Annotated in this window: 15 protein-coding genes; 9 read left to right on the top strand and 6 right to left on the bottom strand. The window is 68.2% G+C overall.

Going from position 1 to position 14,243, the window contains the following annotated elements:
- Nucleotides 1-10 precede the first annotated feature (10 nt).
- A complete protein-coding gene (locus BRO63_RS30310; protein WP_088143282.1) occupies nt 11-943 on the bottom strand; it encodes a methyltransferase domain-containing protein in 933 nt (310 codons plus the stop codon).
- An 89-nt stretch (nt 944-1,032) separates the two neighbouring features.
- On the opposite strand from BRO63_RS30310, the gene BRO63_RS30315 reads away from it, so the two are divergent.
- A complete protein-coding gene (locus tag BRO63_RS30315; protein WP_373557804.1) occupies nt 1,033-1,731 on the top strand; it encodes a ComF family protein in 699 nt (232 codons plus the stop codon).
- A gap of 80 nt (nt 1,732-1,811) precedes the next feature.
- Nucleotides 1,812-2,282, top strand: a complete 471-nt coding sequence (locus tag BRO63_RS30320; protein WP_088143284.1) for a tRNA (cytidine(34)-2'-O)-methyltransferase — start codon at nt 1,812-1,814, stop codon at nt 2,280-2,282.
- A gap of 50 nt (nt 2,283-2,332) precedes the next feature.
- Here BRO63_RS30320 and BRO63_RS30325 read toward each other — a convergent pair whose 3' ends face one another.
- The 5 genes from BRO63_RS30325 to BRO63_RS30345 are packed head-to-tail and all read right to left on the bottom strand — an operon-like array spanning nt 2,333 to nt 5,775.
- On the bottom strand, nt 2,333-3,325 hold the full coding sequence (locus BRO63_RS30325; RefSeq protein WP_088143285.1) for a Bug family tripartite tricarboxylate transporter substrate binding protein: 993 nt from the start codon (nt 3,323-3,325) through the stop codon (nt 2,333-2,335).
- Between the two features lie 48 nt (nt 3,326-3,373).
- On the bottom strand, nt 3,374-4,456 hold the full coding sequence (locus tag BRO63_RS30330) for an NAD(P)H-dependent glycerol-3-phosphate dehydrogenase (RefSeq protein WP_088143286.1): 1,083 nt from the start codon (nt 4,454-4,456) through the stop codon (nt 3,374-3,376).
- An 18-nt stretch (nt 4,457-4,474) separates the two neighbouring features.
- On the bottom strand, nt 4,475-5,005 hold the full coding sequence (secB, locus tag BRO63_RS30335) for a protein-export chaperone SecB (RefSeq protein ID WP_088143287.1): 531 nt from the start codon (nt 5,003-5,005) through the stop codon (nt 4,475-4,477).
- A gap of 38 nt (nt 5,006-5,043) precedes the next feature.
- Entirely contained in the window at nt 5,044-5,301 is a 258-nt protein-coding gene (gene grxC / locus BRO63_RS30340; protein ID WP_088143288.1) for a glutaredoxin 3, read from the bottom strand.
- A gap of 51 nt (nt 5,302-5,352) precedes the next feature.
- On the bottom strand, nt 5,353-5,775 hold the full coding sequence (locus BRO63_RS30345) for a rhodanese-like domain-containing protein (protein ID WP_173145064.1): 423 nt from the start codon (nt 5,773-5,775) through the stop codon (nt 5,353-5,355).
- A gap of 162 nt (nt 5,776-5,937) precedes the next feature.
- Between BRO63_RS30345 and gpmA the strand changes: the two genes are divergently transcribed.
- From gpmA to BRO63_RS30380, 7 genes are all read left to right on the top strand, one after another.
- Nucleotides 5,938-6,690, top strand: a complete 753-nt coding sequence (gpmA, locus tag BRO63_RS30350; protein WP_088143289.1) for a 2,3-diphosphoglycerate-dependent phosphoglycerate mutase — start codon at nt 5,938-5,940, stop codon at nt 6,688-6,690.
- A 7-nt stretch (nt 6,691-6,697) separates the two neighbouring features.
- Entirely contained in the window at nt 6,698-8,317 is a 1,620-nt protein-coding gene (locus BRO63_RS30355; protein ID WP_088143290.1) for a murein hydrolase activator EnvC family protein, read from the top strand.
- 59 nt (nt 8,318-8,376) lie between these two features.
- Nucleotides 8,377-9,822 carry a S41 family peptidase gene (locus BRO63_RS30360; RefSeq protein ID WP_088143291.1) on the top strand — a complete coding sequence of 482 codons (1,446 nt, stop codon included), beginning with the start codon at nt 8,377-8,379 and terminating at the stop codon, nt 9,820-9,822.
- Entirely contained in the window at nt 9,819-10,574 is a 756-nt protein-coding gene (locus BRO63_RS30365) for a HesA/MoeB/ThiF family protein (RefSeq protein ID WP_059378175.1), read from the top strand. Before BRO63_RS30360 ends, BRO63_RS30365 begins: the two co-directional genes overlap by 4 nt.
- Before the next feature lie 107 nt (nt 10,575-10,681).
- Nucleotides 10,682-11,869: a GGDEF domain-containing protein gene (locus tag BRO63_RS30370; RefSeq protein WP_088143301.1), complete on the top strand. Its 1,188-nt coding sequence runs from the start codon at nt 10,682-10,684 to the stop codon at nt 11,867-11,869.
- 101 nt (nt 11,870-11,970) lie between these two features.
- On the top strand, nt 11,971-12,690 hold the full coding sequence (locus BRO63_RS30375) for a FadR/GntR family transcriptional regulator (protein WP_088143292.1): 720 nt from the start codon (nt 11,971-11,973) through the stop codon (nt 12,688-12,690).
- Nucleotides 12,687-14,099, top strand: coding sequence for an FAD-binding oxidoreductase (locus BRO63_RS30380; RefSeq protein WP_088143293.1), 1,413 nt, complete (start codon nt 12,687-12,689; stop codon nt 14,097-14,099). The genes BRO63_RS30375 and BRO63_RS30380 overlap by 4 nt, the downstream gene beginning before the upstream one ends.
- Nucleotides 14,100-14,243 lie beyond the last annotated feature (144 nt).

A 14,243-nucleotide genomic window follows, 5' to 3' on the forward strand; every position in this document is an offset into this window, starting at 1 on the left:
GCCCAGCTGATCAGGGCGTGCGGTGCCGGCCGCCGATTGCGCTGACCGACAACCGCGTTTCGCCGGCCGTGTTGCGATGCGCGGCGGCCCGCCAGGCGTGGCCGTAGGCGACTTCGATGCTCAGGACGATCAGGCCGTCGGGCCGACGCTGCGCTTCCAGCGCGGCACAGAGGCGGTCGCGCCAGTCGCGGCCGACCAGGCCGCCGCGCCGGCCTTCGGCGGGGTTGCCGCCCAGCGCGCGCACGTCCTGCAGCAGTTTTTCGGGGCTGCGGTAGGTCAGGGTCAGGATCTCCTGGTCCATGACCGGGTCGGCGAAGCCGTTTTCCACCAGCAGGTCGCCGAAATCATGCATGTCCACGAAGGACGGCGTGGCCGTGCGCAGTCCGGCATCGTCCAGGGCCTGGCGCAGTTCGCGCAGCGTGGCCGGTCCCAGACAGGAGAACATCGCCAGCCCGCCCACTTTGAGAATGCGCCGCCATTCCGCCAGCACGGCGTGCGGGGCGCGGTGCCAGTGCATGGCCAGGTTGGACCACACCAGTTCCAGCGATTCGGGCGCCAGGCCGCTAGCCGCCAGGTCGGCGTTGATGAAGGCCGGGGCGGCCGGGCCGCGGCGCGCCAGCTTGCCGATCCAGGCCGACAGACCGCCGGGGGCGTGGCGCTTGCGCGCCTGCTCCAGCAGCGGTTCGCAGTTGTCCAGGCCGGTATAGGCGGCGCCGGGATAGCGTTCGCGCAGCAGCGGCAGGTTGTCGCCCGCGCCGCAGCCGGCGTCCAGCATCACCAGGGGCTGGACCCGGATGTATTGCAGGCGGCTCAGCATGCGGCGGGCGACTTCCCCGTACAGGAACTGCGCCTCGGCCAGGTCGCCGCGGCGGGCGAATTGCCGGGGCACGTCGGCGCTGACGAGGGGCAGGGTGGGGAGCGTTGCGGATTCTGGCAGGGACATTTCGGTCGCGCCCGCGTCTATCTCGCGGGCGGATCATGGTTTCATGAGGGATGGCATCCATTATTGCGCATCCCGGCCGCGGCTTCCGATTGTCCCTACGGACCATGGGGCGGTGGCTGCTGTCGCGGGTCGGCTGCGACTGCCCGCTGTGCGGCGCGCGGGTGGCGGGAGCGCGGCTTTGTGCCGGCTGCGAAGCCGACATCTGCGAGGCCCCGCCGCGCTGCCCGCGTTGCGCGCTGTGGTTGCGCCCGGACGCGCCGCATTGCGCCGCCTGCCTGGGCGCGCCCCGGGCGTTTTCGCGCACGCTTGCCGCCTTCGACTACGCGCCGCCCGCCGATACCCTGATCCTGATGCTGAAGACCCGGCTGCGGCTCAGCATGGCGCCCGTGCTGGCCCGGCTGATCGCCGCCGCCGTGGTCCGTGGCGGCCCTCTGCCGGATGGCGCCTTGCTGGTCGCCATTCCCGCCAGCCGCGCGTCCCTGCGCCTGCGCGGCATGAATCCGGCGGGCGAGATCGCGCGCAGCCTGGCGGCCGAGCTGGGGCTGCCGCTGGCGCGCGGCGTGTTGAGGCGGCGCCGCGAGACCCCCAGGCAGACCGCGCAGGGCCGCCATGCGCGCCGGCGCGGCGCGCAAGACCTGTTCTATTGCGTGGGCGATCTGCGCGGCCGGCCGCTGCTGTTGGTGGACGACGTCATGACCACCGGCAGCACCGCCAACGCGGCCGCCGCCGCGCTGCTGGCCGCGGGCGCGGCGGAGGTCACGGTGCTGGTGGCCGCGCGCACGCCTTGAGCCGGCCTGAAGGCAAATCGGCGACAATTCCCGGTATGCGGCGAACTTCCCGCCGCAAGCCGTCCCGAGTCCCTAGCGCCATGTTCCACGTCATCCTCGTCTGCCCTGAAATCCCTCCCAATACCGGCAACGCCATCCGCCTGTGCGCCAATACGGGCGCGCAGCTGCATCTGGTGCGCCCCTTGGGCTTCGAACTCGATGACGCGCGCATGCGCCGCGCCGGGTTGGATTACCACGAATGGCAGCCGGTCCGGGTGCATGACTCGCTGGAGGAGGCCCTGGCCGACACCGGCGCCGCGCCGTCCAGCATCTACGCGCTGACCACGCACGCGCAACGCAGCGTGGCGGACATCGGCTTCAAGCCGGGCGACGTATTCGTGTTCGGCCGTGAAACGGCCGGGCTGTCGGACGAACATCAGGCGATGTTCCCGCCCCAGCAGCGCCTGCGCCTGCCGATGCGCGCCGGCCAGCGCAGCCTGAACCTGTCCAATGCCGTCGCGGTGACGGTGTTCGAGGCCTGGCGGCAGCAGGGGTATGAAGGGGGCGTGTGACGGGGGCGCGCTGAATCCGGCGCGCGTGGCCCGTCACTGCGGCGTCGCGATCAATCCAGCGACAGATTCAGCTTTTCGATCACCTGGTCCCAGCGCGCCTTTTCATTCTTGATGCGGGCGGTCAGGGCTTCGGGCGTGGACGGCGCGGGCGTGAAGTACTGCAGAGCCAGCTGCTTGCGTACCGCGTCGCTGTCGATGATGCGCGCCAGCTCGCTGTTGAGCCGTTCGACGATGGGCGTGGGCGTACCGGCGGGAACCAGCACGGCGTTCCAGGAAATGGCTTCAAAGTCGGGATAGCCCTGGGACGCCATCGTCGGCACGCCCGGCAGCGCCTCGCTGGGCTGCAGGCTGGTCACGGCCAGCAGCTTGACCTTGCCGTCGCGGGCCTGGGGCACGGCGATGGCCGGCACCATGAAGCCGGCCTGGACGTCGCCGCCGATGATGGCCGAGATGACCTGCGGGAAGCCGGAATAGGGGATGTGCGCCAGGTCCACGCCCGCGCTTTCCTTGAACATTTCCATCGCCAGGTGAGCCGAGCTGCCCGGGCCGACGGAACCGTAGTTCAGCGAATTGCCGCGGCCCTTCACCAGCGCGACGAAATCCTTGACGTTGTCGACCTTCAGGCTGCTGGGCACGACCAGCACGTTGGGGCTGGTGCCCACCAGCGAAACCGGTTGCAGGTCGCGCAGCGGATCGTAGCCCAGCGTCTTCTTGTACAGCGTGGGCGCGGTGACCAGCGGGCCGTTGATCGTGTAGAGCAGCGTGTAGCCGTCCGGCTTGGCCTGCGACACGATGCGGGTGCCGATGTTGCCGCCGGCGCCCGGCTTGTTGTCGATCACGATGGGCTGGCCCAGCGCCTGCGACAGCGGTTCCGAGATGGTGCGCGCCAGGATGTCGGGCGACGAGCCGGGCGGGAACGGCACGACCATGTGGATCGGACGGTCGGGCCAGTCGGCATGGGCGGCGGCCGGCAGGATGGCGGCCAGGCTCAGGCAGAGGCCGCGTAGCAGCGGGCCGACCCGGAACTTGCGGGCTTGCGTCATGAAGGATGTCTCCTCGGGGTTGTGCGTCGTATTTGTTTTTGGGGCGGCTCAGTGGGGCCGGCTGTCCGGCGCCGCTTCCGTCTGGCTGGCTACCCCGCTTTCATAGCGGGCGTCGCGCGCCAGCAGGGCGGACACGGCCGTCATGGGGGCCACGCCGTCGAACAGCACGGCGCAGACGGCTTCGGTGATGGGCAGTTCGACCCCGATGGCGCGGGCGCGGTCCAGCGCGGCGCGCGCGCAGCGCACGCCTTCGGCCGTGATGCCGCTGGCCAGGATGTCAGCCAGCTTGCGGCCGGCGCCGATCTCCAGGCCCACGCGGCGGTTGCGCGACAGCTCGCCCGTCGCGGTCAGCACCAAGTCGCCCAGGCCGGTCAGCCCGGCGAAGGTTTCGGCCTGGGCGCCCAGCGCCACGCCGAAGCGGGTCATCTCGGCCAGGCCGCGGGTGATCAGCGCGGCGCGGGCATTGGTGCCCAGGGCCAGGCCGTCGCCGATGCCGCAGGCGACGGCGATCACGTTCTTCAGCGCGCCGCCCACTTCCACGCCGACCAGGTCGGTGCTGGCATAGACGCGCAGCGCCGCGCCGTGGAAGGCAGCCGTGGTGGCCTCGCGCAAGGCGGGGCTGTCGCTGGCCACGGTCAGCGCCACCGGCAGGCCCTGCGCGACTTCGCGCGCGAACGAGGGGCCCGACAATGCGCCGCCGGTCGCGCCAGGCAGGGCCTCGCGCATGATTTCGTGAGGCAGCCTGGCCGTGTCGGCTTCAAAGCCCTTGCAGGTCCAGACGATGGGGGTGTCCTGCAATCCCAACGCAGGCAGCCGGCGGGACAGCTCGCCGCAGATGGCGGTCAGGCCGGCCACGGGCACGCCCAGCACGATCAGGCGGCGTGCGCCGTCCTCTTGCAGGCTGCGCAGCGCGGCGTCGAGATCGGAGGAGATATTCAGTGCCTGCGGCAGGGCGATGCCCGGCAGGTAGCGCGCGTTTTCGTGCGAGGCGGCCATGTCGGCGGCCTGCGCGGCATCGCGCGCCCAGAGTACGGTGGCGTGGCGGCGGCTGGCGGCCGCCGCCAGCGCGGTGCCCCAACTTCCCGCACCCAGGACGGCGACGCGCAAGCGTGGCACAACGGGATTGTTCATGGAGGGGCCGTGGCTTGCTTACTGGCGGGTCACGCCGGGGGGCAGGATGATGCCCGAGTCGCTGCCGTTGCCGTTGGCGGCGCCTTGCTGCTGTTGCAGCTCGGCCAGGCGCTGCTCGTACAGGGCCTGGAAGTTCACTTCGGTCAGGTGCAGCGGCGGCATCGAGGTGCGGGTGATCGCGTCGGCGATGTTGGCGCGCAGGTAGGGGTACAGCATGGTCGGGCAGACGATGCCCAGCAGCGGGTCGAGCTGTTCTTCGGGGATGTTGGCAGCCTCGAAGATGCCGGCTTGCGTGCCTTCGACCAGGTACACGACCTTTTCGTTGATGCGGGTGGTGACGGTGACGGTGACCGTGGTTTCGAACACGGTTTCAGCCAGGCGCTGGCCGCCCACGGTGATGCTCACCTCGACCTGGGGCGCTTCCTGCTCCAGGAAGACGTGGGGCGCATTCGGCATTTCCAGCGAAAGGTCTTTCAGGTAGACGCGCTGCAGATTGAACGAGGGCGCGTTGCCGCCTTCTTGCTGGGTGTTTTGGTCTTGATCAGCCATGAGTGTTTCCGTTGGTGGGAGGGGCAAAAAGGGGGCGATTAGCTGGCCAGCATGGGGGCAAGGCCACCCGAGCGGTCCAGGGCCATCAGGTCGTCGCAACCGCCGACATGGGTATCGCCGATGAAGATCTGCGGGACGGTGCGCCGGCCGGTGCGTTCGATCATGACCTCGCGCTGGGACGGGTCCCGGTCGATCTGGATGATTTCCAGGTCGGTCACGCCGCGCTGCTCGAGCAAACTCTTGGCGCGGGCGCAATAGGGACAATAGTCCTTGCTGTACATGACGACTTTATTCATGGGCGCTCCTGTGGGTACAAGAATAGGTAGATGGGGGCGGGGCCCTTGGCTTCAACCCTTCTGGGTCACCGGCAGGCTGGCGGCCGACCAGGCGCGCATGCCTCCGTCCAGCGGCACGACGTCGGCAAAGCCCTGGGCGCGTAGCTTGGCGGCGGCGCGGGCCGAATCGCGGCCATTGTCGCAAACCACGACCAGCGGCTTGTTCTTGGGCAGCGAGGCGGCCTTTTGCTCCAGGTCGGCAGCCGGCACGTTGCGGGCCTGGGCGATATGGCCGGCCTGGAACTGCTCGGCGGGGCGCACGTCGACCCAGACGGCCTGGCGCTGGTTGACCATCTGGATGGCCTCGGTCGTGCTCACGGCCGAACCGGTGCGGCCCTTGCGCAGGGCGGGGATGGCCAGCATGATGCCGGAGATCACGGCAACGGCGACGATGAAGACGTTGTTTTTATCGATCAAGAATTGCAAAAGGTCCACGGGGCATCCTGAAGTACGGCGACTAGCCTGGTATAGGCGAACCCTGATGCGCCGCGCCGCGGAAATGGGCGGGTGCGCCGGGGCAAAATCAAGGGCAAAATCGCTCAATTATAAAATGAGCGCATTCTTTCACTTTAACCCGCGTTACAAGCGTCCCAAATCATGCACAAACTCGTTCTGATGCGCCACGGCGAAAGCCAGTGGAATCTGGAAAACCGCTTCACCGGTTGGACCGACGTCGACCTCACCGACACCGGTCGCGAACAGGCCCGCAAGGCCGGCGAACTGCTCAAGAAAGAAGGCTTTACCTTCGACCTGGCCTACTCGTCGCTGCTCAAGCGCGCCATCCGCACGCTGTGGATCGCCCTGGACGCCATGGACGCCATGTATACCCCGGTCGGCGTGACCTGGCGCCTGAACGAACGCCACTACGGCGCGCTGCAAGGCCTGAACAAGGCGGAAACCGCCGCCAAGTATGGCGACGAGCAGGTGCTGATCTGGCGCCGCGCCTACGCCATCGCCCCGCTGCCGCTGGCGCTGGACGACGAGCGCCATCCGCGTTTCGACAAGCGCTACGCCAAGGTGCCGGCCGACCAGCTGCCCGCCACCGAATGCCTGAAGGACACCGTGGAGCGCGTGCTGCCGTTCTGGAACGAATCCATCGCCCCGGCCATCCGCGCCGGCCGCAATGTCCTGATCGCCGCCCACGGCAACAGCCTGCGCGCCCTGATCAAGCACCTGGACAACGTCTCGGACGAAGACATCGTCAACCTGAACATTCCCACCGGCCAGCCGCTGGTGTACGAATTGGATGATGACCTGCGCCCGATCCGCCACTATTATCTCGGCGATGCCGCCGAGATCGAGGCGGCCATGGCTGCGGTGGCAGCCCAGGGCAAGGCTAAGAAGGACTGATATTCCTATGCGTCGCGCGGCAGGGTTGTTGTTGGCGGTCATGCTGACCGGTGGGGCGTTGTCGGCTCGCGCCGCGCCCAACGACCTTGCCGGCCGCCAGTCCGACGCGGAAAAGCAGCAGGCCGCCTTGCGCGACCGCATCGAGAACCTGCAAAAGGATATCGATGACCGCGAGGCTGCCCGCAAGGAAGCCGCCGACGGGCTCAAGCAGTCCGAGTCGGCCATTTCCAAGATCAACCTGCGCCTGCGGGAGCTGGCCGAGGCCAACCGCCAGGCCCAGGCCGACCTGACCGGCCTGGAAAAGCAGATCGGCGCTCAACAGGTCGTGCTGGCCAAGCGCCGCACCGAACTGGCCGAACAGCTGCGCACCCAGTACACCAGCGGCCTGTCGCCCTGGACGGCCCTGCTGTCGGGCGATGACCCCCAGGTGCTGGGTCGCAACCTGGGCTATCTGGATTACGTTTCACGGGCCCGCGCCGACGCCGTGCAGGCGCTGCGCGAGGACATCGAGCGCCTGGCCGCCCTGCAGGGGCGGGCCGACGCCCGCCGCGCCGAAATCGAAAAAGTCGTGGCCGAAACCTCCGAGCAGAAGACCGCGCTGGTCGGTCAGCAGAAGGAGCGCGCCACGCTGCTGGCGCAGCTGGAAGGGCAGATCGCCGCCCAGCGCGCCGAAGCCAACAAGCTGGGACGCGACGATCAGCGCCTGTCGCGGCTCATTACCGATCTGGACGCGGCCATCGCCAAGCAGATCGAGGATGCCCGCCGCGCCGAGGAAGCGCGCAAGCGGGCCGAGGAAGTACGCCGCGCGGAAGAGGCGCGCCGCGCCGCCGAGGAAGCCAAAAAGCGCGCGGACGCCGAGCGCCGCGCCGCCGAGGACGCCCGCAAGAAGGCCGAGGCCGACCGCAAGCTCGCCGCCGACAACGCGAAGCAGGCCGCCGACAACGCCAAGCGCGAGCGCGACGCCCGAGACGCGCGCGATGCGGCCCAGGCGCGCGAGCAGGTCGAAGCCGCCTCGCGCCAGAGCCGCGGTCCCGTGGCCGTGGCCGATCCGGATGCCGCCGGCCTGCGTCCGGCCGAGCAGAAGCAGTCCCGCCTGACCACGCCCGAGCCGCCTCAGGCCAAACCCGCGGAACCGCCCAAGAAGGCGGAACCTCCAGAGGAAAAACCCGCTCCAAGCCGTATTGAGCCCGCTCAGCAGACCCAGACCCAGACCGCGCGCGCCGCGCCGGTGGGCGGCGGCAATGGCTTGCGCCATGGGCTGTCCATGCCGGTGCGCGGCCAGGTGCAGGGACGTTTCGGGGTCGACCGCCCGGACGGCGGCGTATGGCGCGGCGTGGTGCTGCGCGCGGCCGAAGGCACGCCGGTCAAGGTGGTGGCCCCCGGCACGGTGGTCTACGCCGATTGGCTGCGTGGTTTTGGCAACCTCATCATTGTGGATCATGGGCAGCAATACCTGACCGTCTATGCTTACAACCAAAGTCTGCTCAAACGGGTGGGAGATTCGGTGACGGGTGGCGATACCATCGCTACGGTCGGGGCGACCGGCGGCCAAGTGGAATCCGGCCTATACTTTGAAATTCGCCATCGTGGCGCTCCTGTGGATCCGGCACAATGGCTGGCGCAGTAGATTGATGTCGTTGGTAATTACCAAACCCCATCGGCGAAAACAAAATTCGGGAAGTGTGCATGGGCACTCGTAAGTTTCGCGGTTTCGGTCTGATTGCCATCGGTGCGGTGGCTGGTGTGTTGCTCAGCGTAGGCGTGACTGCGGTCGCCCAGCGCGGCAGCCCTCTGCCACTGGACGAACTCAGGCAGCTGAGCAATGTGTTCGCCGCCATCAAGAACAACTACGTCGAGGCCGTCGACGACAAGACCCTGATCGACAATGCCATCTCCGGCATGGTGTCGAACCTGGATCCGCACTCGGCCTACCTGGACGCCGACGCCTTCCGCGAAATGCAGACGGCCACGCAAGGCGAATTCGGCGGCCTGGGCATCGAGGTCGGCGCCGAAGACGGCTTCGTCAAGGTGATTTCCCCGATAGAAGACACGCCCGCCGCCCGCGCCGGCGTGATGGCCGGCGACCTCATCATCAAGATCGACGACACGCCCACCAAGGGCATGACGCTCAACGACGCCGTCAAGCTGATGCGCGGTGCGCCCAAGTCGCCGATCACGCTGACCATCATGCGCGCCGACCGTCCGCAGCCCATCGTGCTGAAGATCGTGCGCGACATCATCAAGGTGCGCAGCGTGCGCAGCAAGATGCTGGACAACGGCATCGGCTACGTGCGTATCGCCCAGTTCCAGGAAAAGACCGGCTCCGACCTGGCCAAGCAGCTGAAGGACCTCGGCGCCAAGGAAGCCCCCAAGGGCCTGGTGCTGGATCTGCGCAATGACCCGGGCGGCCTGCTGACCAGCGCCATCGGCGTGTCGGGCGCGTTCCTGCCGCCCGACTCGGTGGTGGTGACCACCGACGGCCGCACCCCCGACGCCCGCCACAAGTACCTGGCCACGCCGTCGGAATACGCCCGCGGCGAAAGCAACTACCTGTCCGGCCTGCCGGCCTGGACCAAGACCGTGCCGATGGTGGTGCTGGTAAACGTCGGCTCCGCCTCGGCCTCCGAGATCGTGGCCGGCGCGCTGCAGGACCACAAGCGCGCCAAGGTCCTGGGCAACCGCACCTTTGGCAAGGGCTCGGTGCAGGTGATTCTGCCGCTGTCCGAAACCACCGCAGTCAAGCTCACCACCTCGCGCTACTTCACGCCCAGCGGCCGCTCCATTCAGGCCACCGGCATCGAACCTGACTACGTCGTCGCCGACACGGCCGAAGGCGACCTGTTCCGCCTGCCGCGCGAAGCCGACCTGCAGCGCCACCTGTCCAACCAGCAGACCGCCAACGAAGTGAAGTCCAGCGCCGGCGAAGACAACGTCGACGTGCCGACCAAGGTGTTCGAATTCGGCGGCAAGGACGACTTCCAGCTGCAACAGGCCCTGAACGTGCTGGCCGGCAAGCCGGTGCAAAAGGGTTCGGCCCGCGCCCAGGCCAAGGCTGACGCCAAGGCCGGCGGCGGCACGCCCCAGCGCATGAAGATCACGCCGACCGGAGTCGAGCCCAGCAAGGACAAATGAACGACGAGCAACTGCTGCGCTACGCCCGCCACATCCTGCTCGACGAGCTGGGAATCGAAGGGCAGGAAAAACTGCTGGCGGCGCGTGTGCTCATCGTGGGGGCGGGCGGACTGGGTTCCCCCGCCGCGCTCTACCTGGCCACCGCCGGCGTGGGCGACATCACCCTGGCCGACGACGACGTCGTCGAGCTGAGCAACCTCCAACGCCAGATCCTGCACACCACCGCCAGCGTCGGCCGCCACAAGGCCGAGTCCGGACGCGACATGCTGGCGGCCTTCAATCCGCAGACCCGGGTCCATGCCCGCGTCGAGCGGCTGGAAGGCCAGGCCCTGTCCGATGCTGTCGCCCAGGCGGACCTGGTGCTGGATTGCACCGACAACTTCGCCACCCGCCACGCCATCAACCGCGCCTGCGTGCAGCACCGCAAGCCGCTGGTGTCGGGTGCGGCCATTCGTTTCGACGGCCAGGTCAGCGTCTATGATCTGCGCGACGACAACGCGCCCTGTTACCACTGCCTGTTTCCCGAAGCCGACGACGTCGAGCAAGCCAATTGCGCCACGATGGGCGTGTTCGCGCCGGTCGTCGGCATCATTGGCAGCATGCAGGCCGCAGAAGCCTTGAAGCTGCTGTCCGGCGTGGGCGAAAGCCTGTCCGGCCGCCTGCTGTGGCTGGACGTGCGCACCATGCAATGGCGCAGCGTCAACGTCCAGCGCGACCCGGAATGCGCCGTCTGCGGCCATCGCGGGCACTGATTCCCTGCCCGGGATTGGCCCCGCGGACAATATTAAAGGTTTGAAATACCTGCTATAACGCCAGCCAGCCTACCCGAAAGTGGGTAGACCGCTTGGGACGTGACCGCGTGGATACAGCACTGAAGTTCAGTTTGCCCAAATGGCGCCTGACGCGTTGGCTGACGCATTCCGGGCACGATACCCCTGCGGACATCCGTTCGGCCCTGATCGCCAGCCTGTTCGGCACGCTGCCCATTTTTGCGGGTGGCGTCATCAACACCCTCATGATCTCCGGCGTGGTCGCCTGGCGCCGCCCAGAGCCGCTGTACCTGTCATGGCTGGCGATGGAGGTGGTGCTGGCGCTGGTCCGCGTCCTGATCCTGCGGTCCGCCTTGCGCGCCGCGCCCAAGGGCGGCAATACCCATACCGACATCTACATCCTGCTGGCGCTGCTGTGGGCGTTTAGCGTGGGCTATGGCGTCTTCGTCACCTTCATCAACGGCGACTGGCTGGCCGCCACCCTGGCCGGGGTGTCCTGCGGCGCGATGGCTGGCGGCATCTGCTTCCGGAACTACGGCGCGCCGCGGCTGGTCGGCGCCATGATCTTCCTGAGCCTGGGGCCGATGTGCCTGGGCGCAGCCTTCACCGGCGAATACGTTACGGCCATCGTCTTCATCCAGATCCCGTTCTACCTGGTCAGCATGAGCGTTGCCTCGCACCGGCTCAACCGCATCCTGGTGTCGACCATGCTGGCCGAGCGCGACAGCGAACGCCGCGCCAGCGAAGACGCGCTGACTGGCCTGGCCAACCGCGCCGGCCTGCAGGCCGCGCTGGAGCGCGTCTGCACCAGCGCACGCGGCCAGGACAGCTCCGCGGCACTGCTGTACATGGACATGGACGATTTCAAGCTCATCAACGACACCTACGGCCATGCCGCCGGCGACCAGGTGCTGATGACCATTGCCCAGCGCATGCGCGCCATGCTGCGGGTGGACGACGTGGCCGCGCGCATCGGCGGCGACGAGTTCATCGTGCTGGTGACCGGCATCGACGCCACCGCAGCCTTGCGGCTGGGCGAACACCTGCTGCACGACGCCTCCCAGCCGATCACCCTGGCGGACGGCACGCGGGTCAGCGTAGGCCTTTCCATCGGCATTTCCATCGTGTCCGGCGCCAACCGCAGCCCGGAAGCGGCCATGCATTCCGCCGATGTCGCCCTCTACCGCGCCAAGGCGCAGGGCGGCCGCTGCTGCGCCGTGGCCGGGGCGGACGAGGCCGAGAAGACCGTCCCGGACAGCGAGCCCGCCGTCGCCTGAGCCGCGCCGCCCGCAGCAGTCCAGTAAGTCCTCATTCCAATTACATGCGGCTCACGTGAAAAGTTATCAGATAACCTGAAAAGTGCGCCTATAATGCCCGGATGCTGACCAAGAGCCTCACCCTGACCGAACAGGTTGCCCGCCAGATCGCCGCCGACATCGCCGCGGGCGCTTATCCCGTGGGCGCCAAGCTGCCGGCCGGCCGCGTGCTGGCCGAGCAATACGGCGTCAGTGCCGCGGTCATCCGCGAGGCCACCGAACGCCTGCGCGCCCAGGGCCTGATCCAGAGCCGGCAGGGTTCCGGCAGCACCGTGCTGTCGCGCACCGGCGCGCAGGGTTTCCAGCTGTCCGCCGGCATCGCCGTGGATCGCCAGCAGCTGGCCGGCGTCTACGAACTGCGCATGGAGCTGGAAGGCGGCGCGGCCGCGCTGGCCGCCCTGCGGCGCGACGACGCCGACCTGGCCGCCATGGCGCGCGCCCTGGCCGACCTGGAATCGCATCTGGAAGACCCGGAGCAGGGCGTGGAACACGACATCGCCTTTCACCGCGCCATCGCCGCCGCCACGCACAACAGCTGCTACCAGGACCTGCTGCAGTACCTGAACCTGCAACTCAGGCTGGCCGTCAGCACCGCCCGCAGCAACAGCCGCCGTCAGGCCGGCCTGACGGCCGCCGTGCACCAGGAACACGTGGCCGTGTTCGAGGCCATCCGCGACCGCGATCCTGAACGGGCGCGGCAGGCCGCCGCCCGCCATCTGCAACAGGCGGCCAGCCGCCTGCAACTCGATCAACTCTCTCCCGCCGCAAGGCAGACATCATGAGCGCATCCGACTTTACGCAACGCCTGGTCCAGGCCCTGGGCCCCGACACCGTCATCACCGCCGAGGCCGACATCGCGCCCTGGCTGTCCGACTGGCGCGGCCTGTATAAAGGCAACGCGCAAGCGGTGGTGCGTCCGCGCACAACCGCCGAGGTCGCCACCTGCCTGGCGCTATGCCAGCAGGCAGGCGTGCCGGTGGTGCCGCGTGGCGGCAACACCGGTTTATGCGGCGGCGCCACGCCGGATGCAGCTGCGGGCAATGTGGTGCTGAGCCTGGATCGCATGAACGCCGTGCGCTCCATCGACACCATTGCCAACACCATGGTGGCCGAGGCGGGCGCGATCCTGGGCAATCTGCGCCGTGCCGCGCAGGACGCCGGCCGCCTGCTGCCGTTGAGCCTGGCGGCGGAAGACTCCAGCCAGATCGGCGGCAACGTCGCCACCAACGCTGGCGGCGTGAACGTGGTGCGCTACGGCATGGCGCGCGAACTGGTGCTGGGCCTGGAGGCGGTGCTGCCTACGGGCGAGATCTTCCACGGCCTGCGCACGCTGCGCAAGGACAACACCGGCTATGACCTCAAGCAATTGCTGATCGGCTCCGAGGGCACGCTGGGCGTCATCACCGCCGTCGCCTTGCGCCTGTTCCCGCGCACCGACGTGCGTTCGGTGGTGCTGGCCGCCGTGGAGTCGCCGGCGCAGGCCCTGCAACTGTTCGAGATCCTGTTCGAACAATGCGGCGCGCGCCTGCAGGCGTTCGAGTACTTCTCTGGCGATTGCCTGGACCTGGTGCTGGCGCATGCCGCGGGCGTGCAGGAACCTTTTGATCAGCGCTATCCGGCCTATGTGCTGGTGGAATTGGCGGACACCGCCGACGAGGCCGCGCTCAACGGCCTGGTTGAAAACGTGATCGGCACGGCGCTCGAACGCGGCCTGTGCCTGGACGCAGCCGTGTCGGCATCGCTGGCGCAGTTGCAGGCGCTGTGGAAGCTGCGCGAGGAAATCTCCGAAGCCCAACGCGCCGACGGCCCGCACCTGAAGCACGACGTGTCGCTGCCGATCGAACGCATCCCCGACTTCATGGAATCCGCCGAAGCCCGCGTGCGCGCGCTGTACCCGGACATACGCCCCTTCATCTTCGGCCACTTCGGCGACGGCAACCTGCACTACAACCTGTCGCGCCCGGCTGGCGCGGACCGTGACTGGGTGGCCGTGCATGGAGCGGCGATCACGGATGCGGTGCTGGACGAGGTCAACCGCTATGGCGGCAGCATTTCCGCCGAACATGGGATCGGGCAGTTGAAGCGGGACCATTTCCTGCATAGCAAGGATGCGCTGGAGTTGCGGTTGATGCGGGAAATCAAGGCTGTGTTGGATCCTGCGGGGATTATGAATCCTGGGAAGTTGCTGTAGTTTTTTTGGGGCGTTTTTGAGCGGAGCTTCGTGGGCTGTTCGTCGGTGTGCATGAGCGAAGCTGCGTAGGCCGCACGGCGGCGCTGGCGGTGTGGCGGCGAGCGCCCACGATTGCGGTCCGGAGCCTTCGCTCCGGACTGCCCC

Source organism: Achromobacter xylosoxidans (assembly GCF_002192695.1).
Classification (GTDB): Bacteria; Pseudomonadota; Gammaproteobacteria; order Burkholderiales; family Burkholderiaceae_B; genus Achromobacter; species Achromobacter xylosoxidans_C.

Bases quoted from the DNA above. Each gene is read 5' to 3' on its own strand.
- grxC (WP_088143288.1), bottom strand. From the start codon at position 5,301: ATGAATAAAGTCGTCATGTACAGCAAGGACTATTGTCCCTATTGCGCC.
- BRO63_RS30320 (WP_088143284.1), top strand. From the start codon at position 1,812: ATGTTCCACGTCATCCTCGTCTGCCCTGAAATCCCTCCCAATACCGGC.
- BRO63_RS30310 (WP_088143282.1), bottom strand. From the start codon at position 943: ATGTCCCTGCCAGAATCCGCAACGCTCCCCACCCTGCCCCTCGTCAGC.
- gpmA (WP_088143289.1), top strand. From the start codon at position 5,938: ATGCACAAACTCGTTCTGATGCGCCACGGCGAAAGCCAGTGGAATCTG.
- BRO63_RS30360 (WP_088143291.1), top strand. From the start codon at position 8,377: ATGGGCACTCGTAAGTTTCGCGGTTTCGGTCTGATTGCCATCGGTGCG.
- secB (WP_088143287.1), bottom strand. From the start codon at position 5,005: ATGGCTGATCAAGACCAAAACACCCAGCAAGAAGGCGGCAACGCGCCC.
- BRO63_RS30325 (WP_088143285.1), bottom strand. From the start codon at position 3,325: ATGACGCAAGCCCGCAAGTTCCGGGTCGGCCCGCTGCTACGCGGCCTC.
- BRO63_RS30330 (WP_088143286.1), bottom strand. From the start codon at position 4,456: ATGAACAATCCCGTTGTGCCACGCTTGCGCGTCGCCGTCCTGGGTGCG.
- BRO63_RS30380 (WP_088143293.1), top strand. From the start codon at position 12,687: ATGAGCGCATCCGACTTTACGCAACGCCTGGTCCAGGCCCTGGGCCCC.
- BRO63_RS30365 (WP_059378175.1), top strand. From the start codon at position 9,819: ATGAACGACGAGCAACTGCTGCGCTACGCCCGCCACATCCTGCTCGAC.
- BRO63_RS30355 (WP_088143290.1), top strand. From the start codon at position 6,698: ATGCGTCGCGCGGCAGGGTTGTTGTTGGCGGTCATGCTGACCGGTGGG.
- BRO63_RS30375 (WP_088143292.1), top strand. From the start codon at position 11,971: ATGCTGACCAAGAGCCTCACCCTGACCGAACAGGTTGCCCGCCAGATC.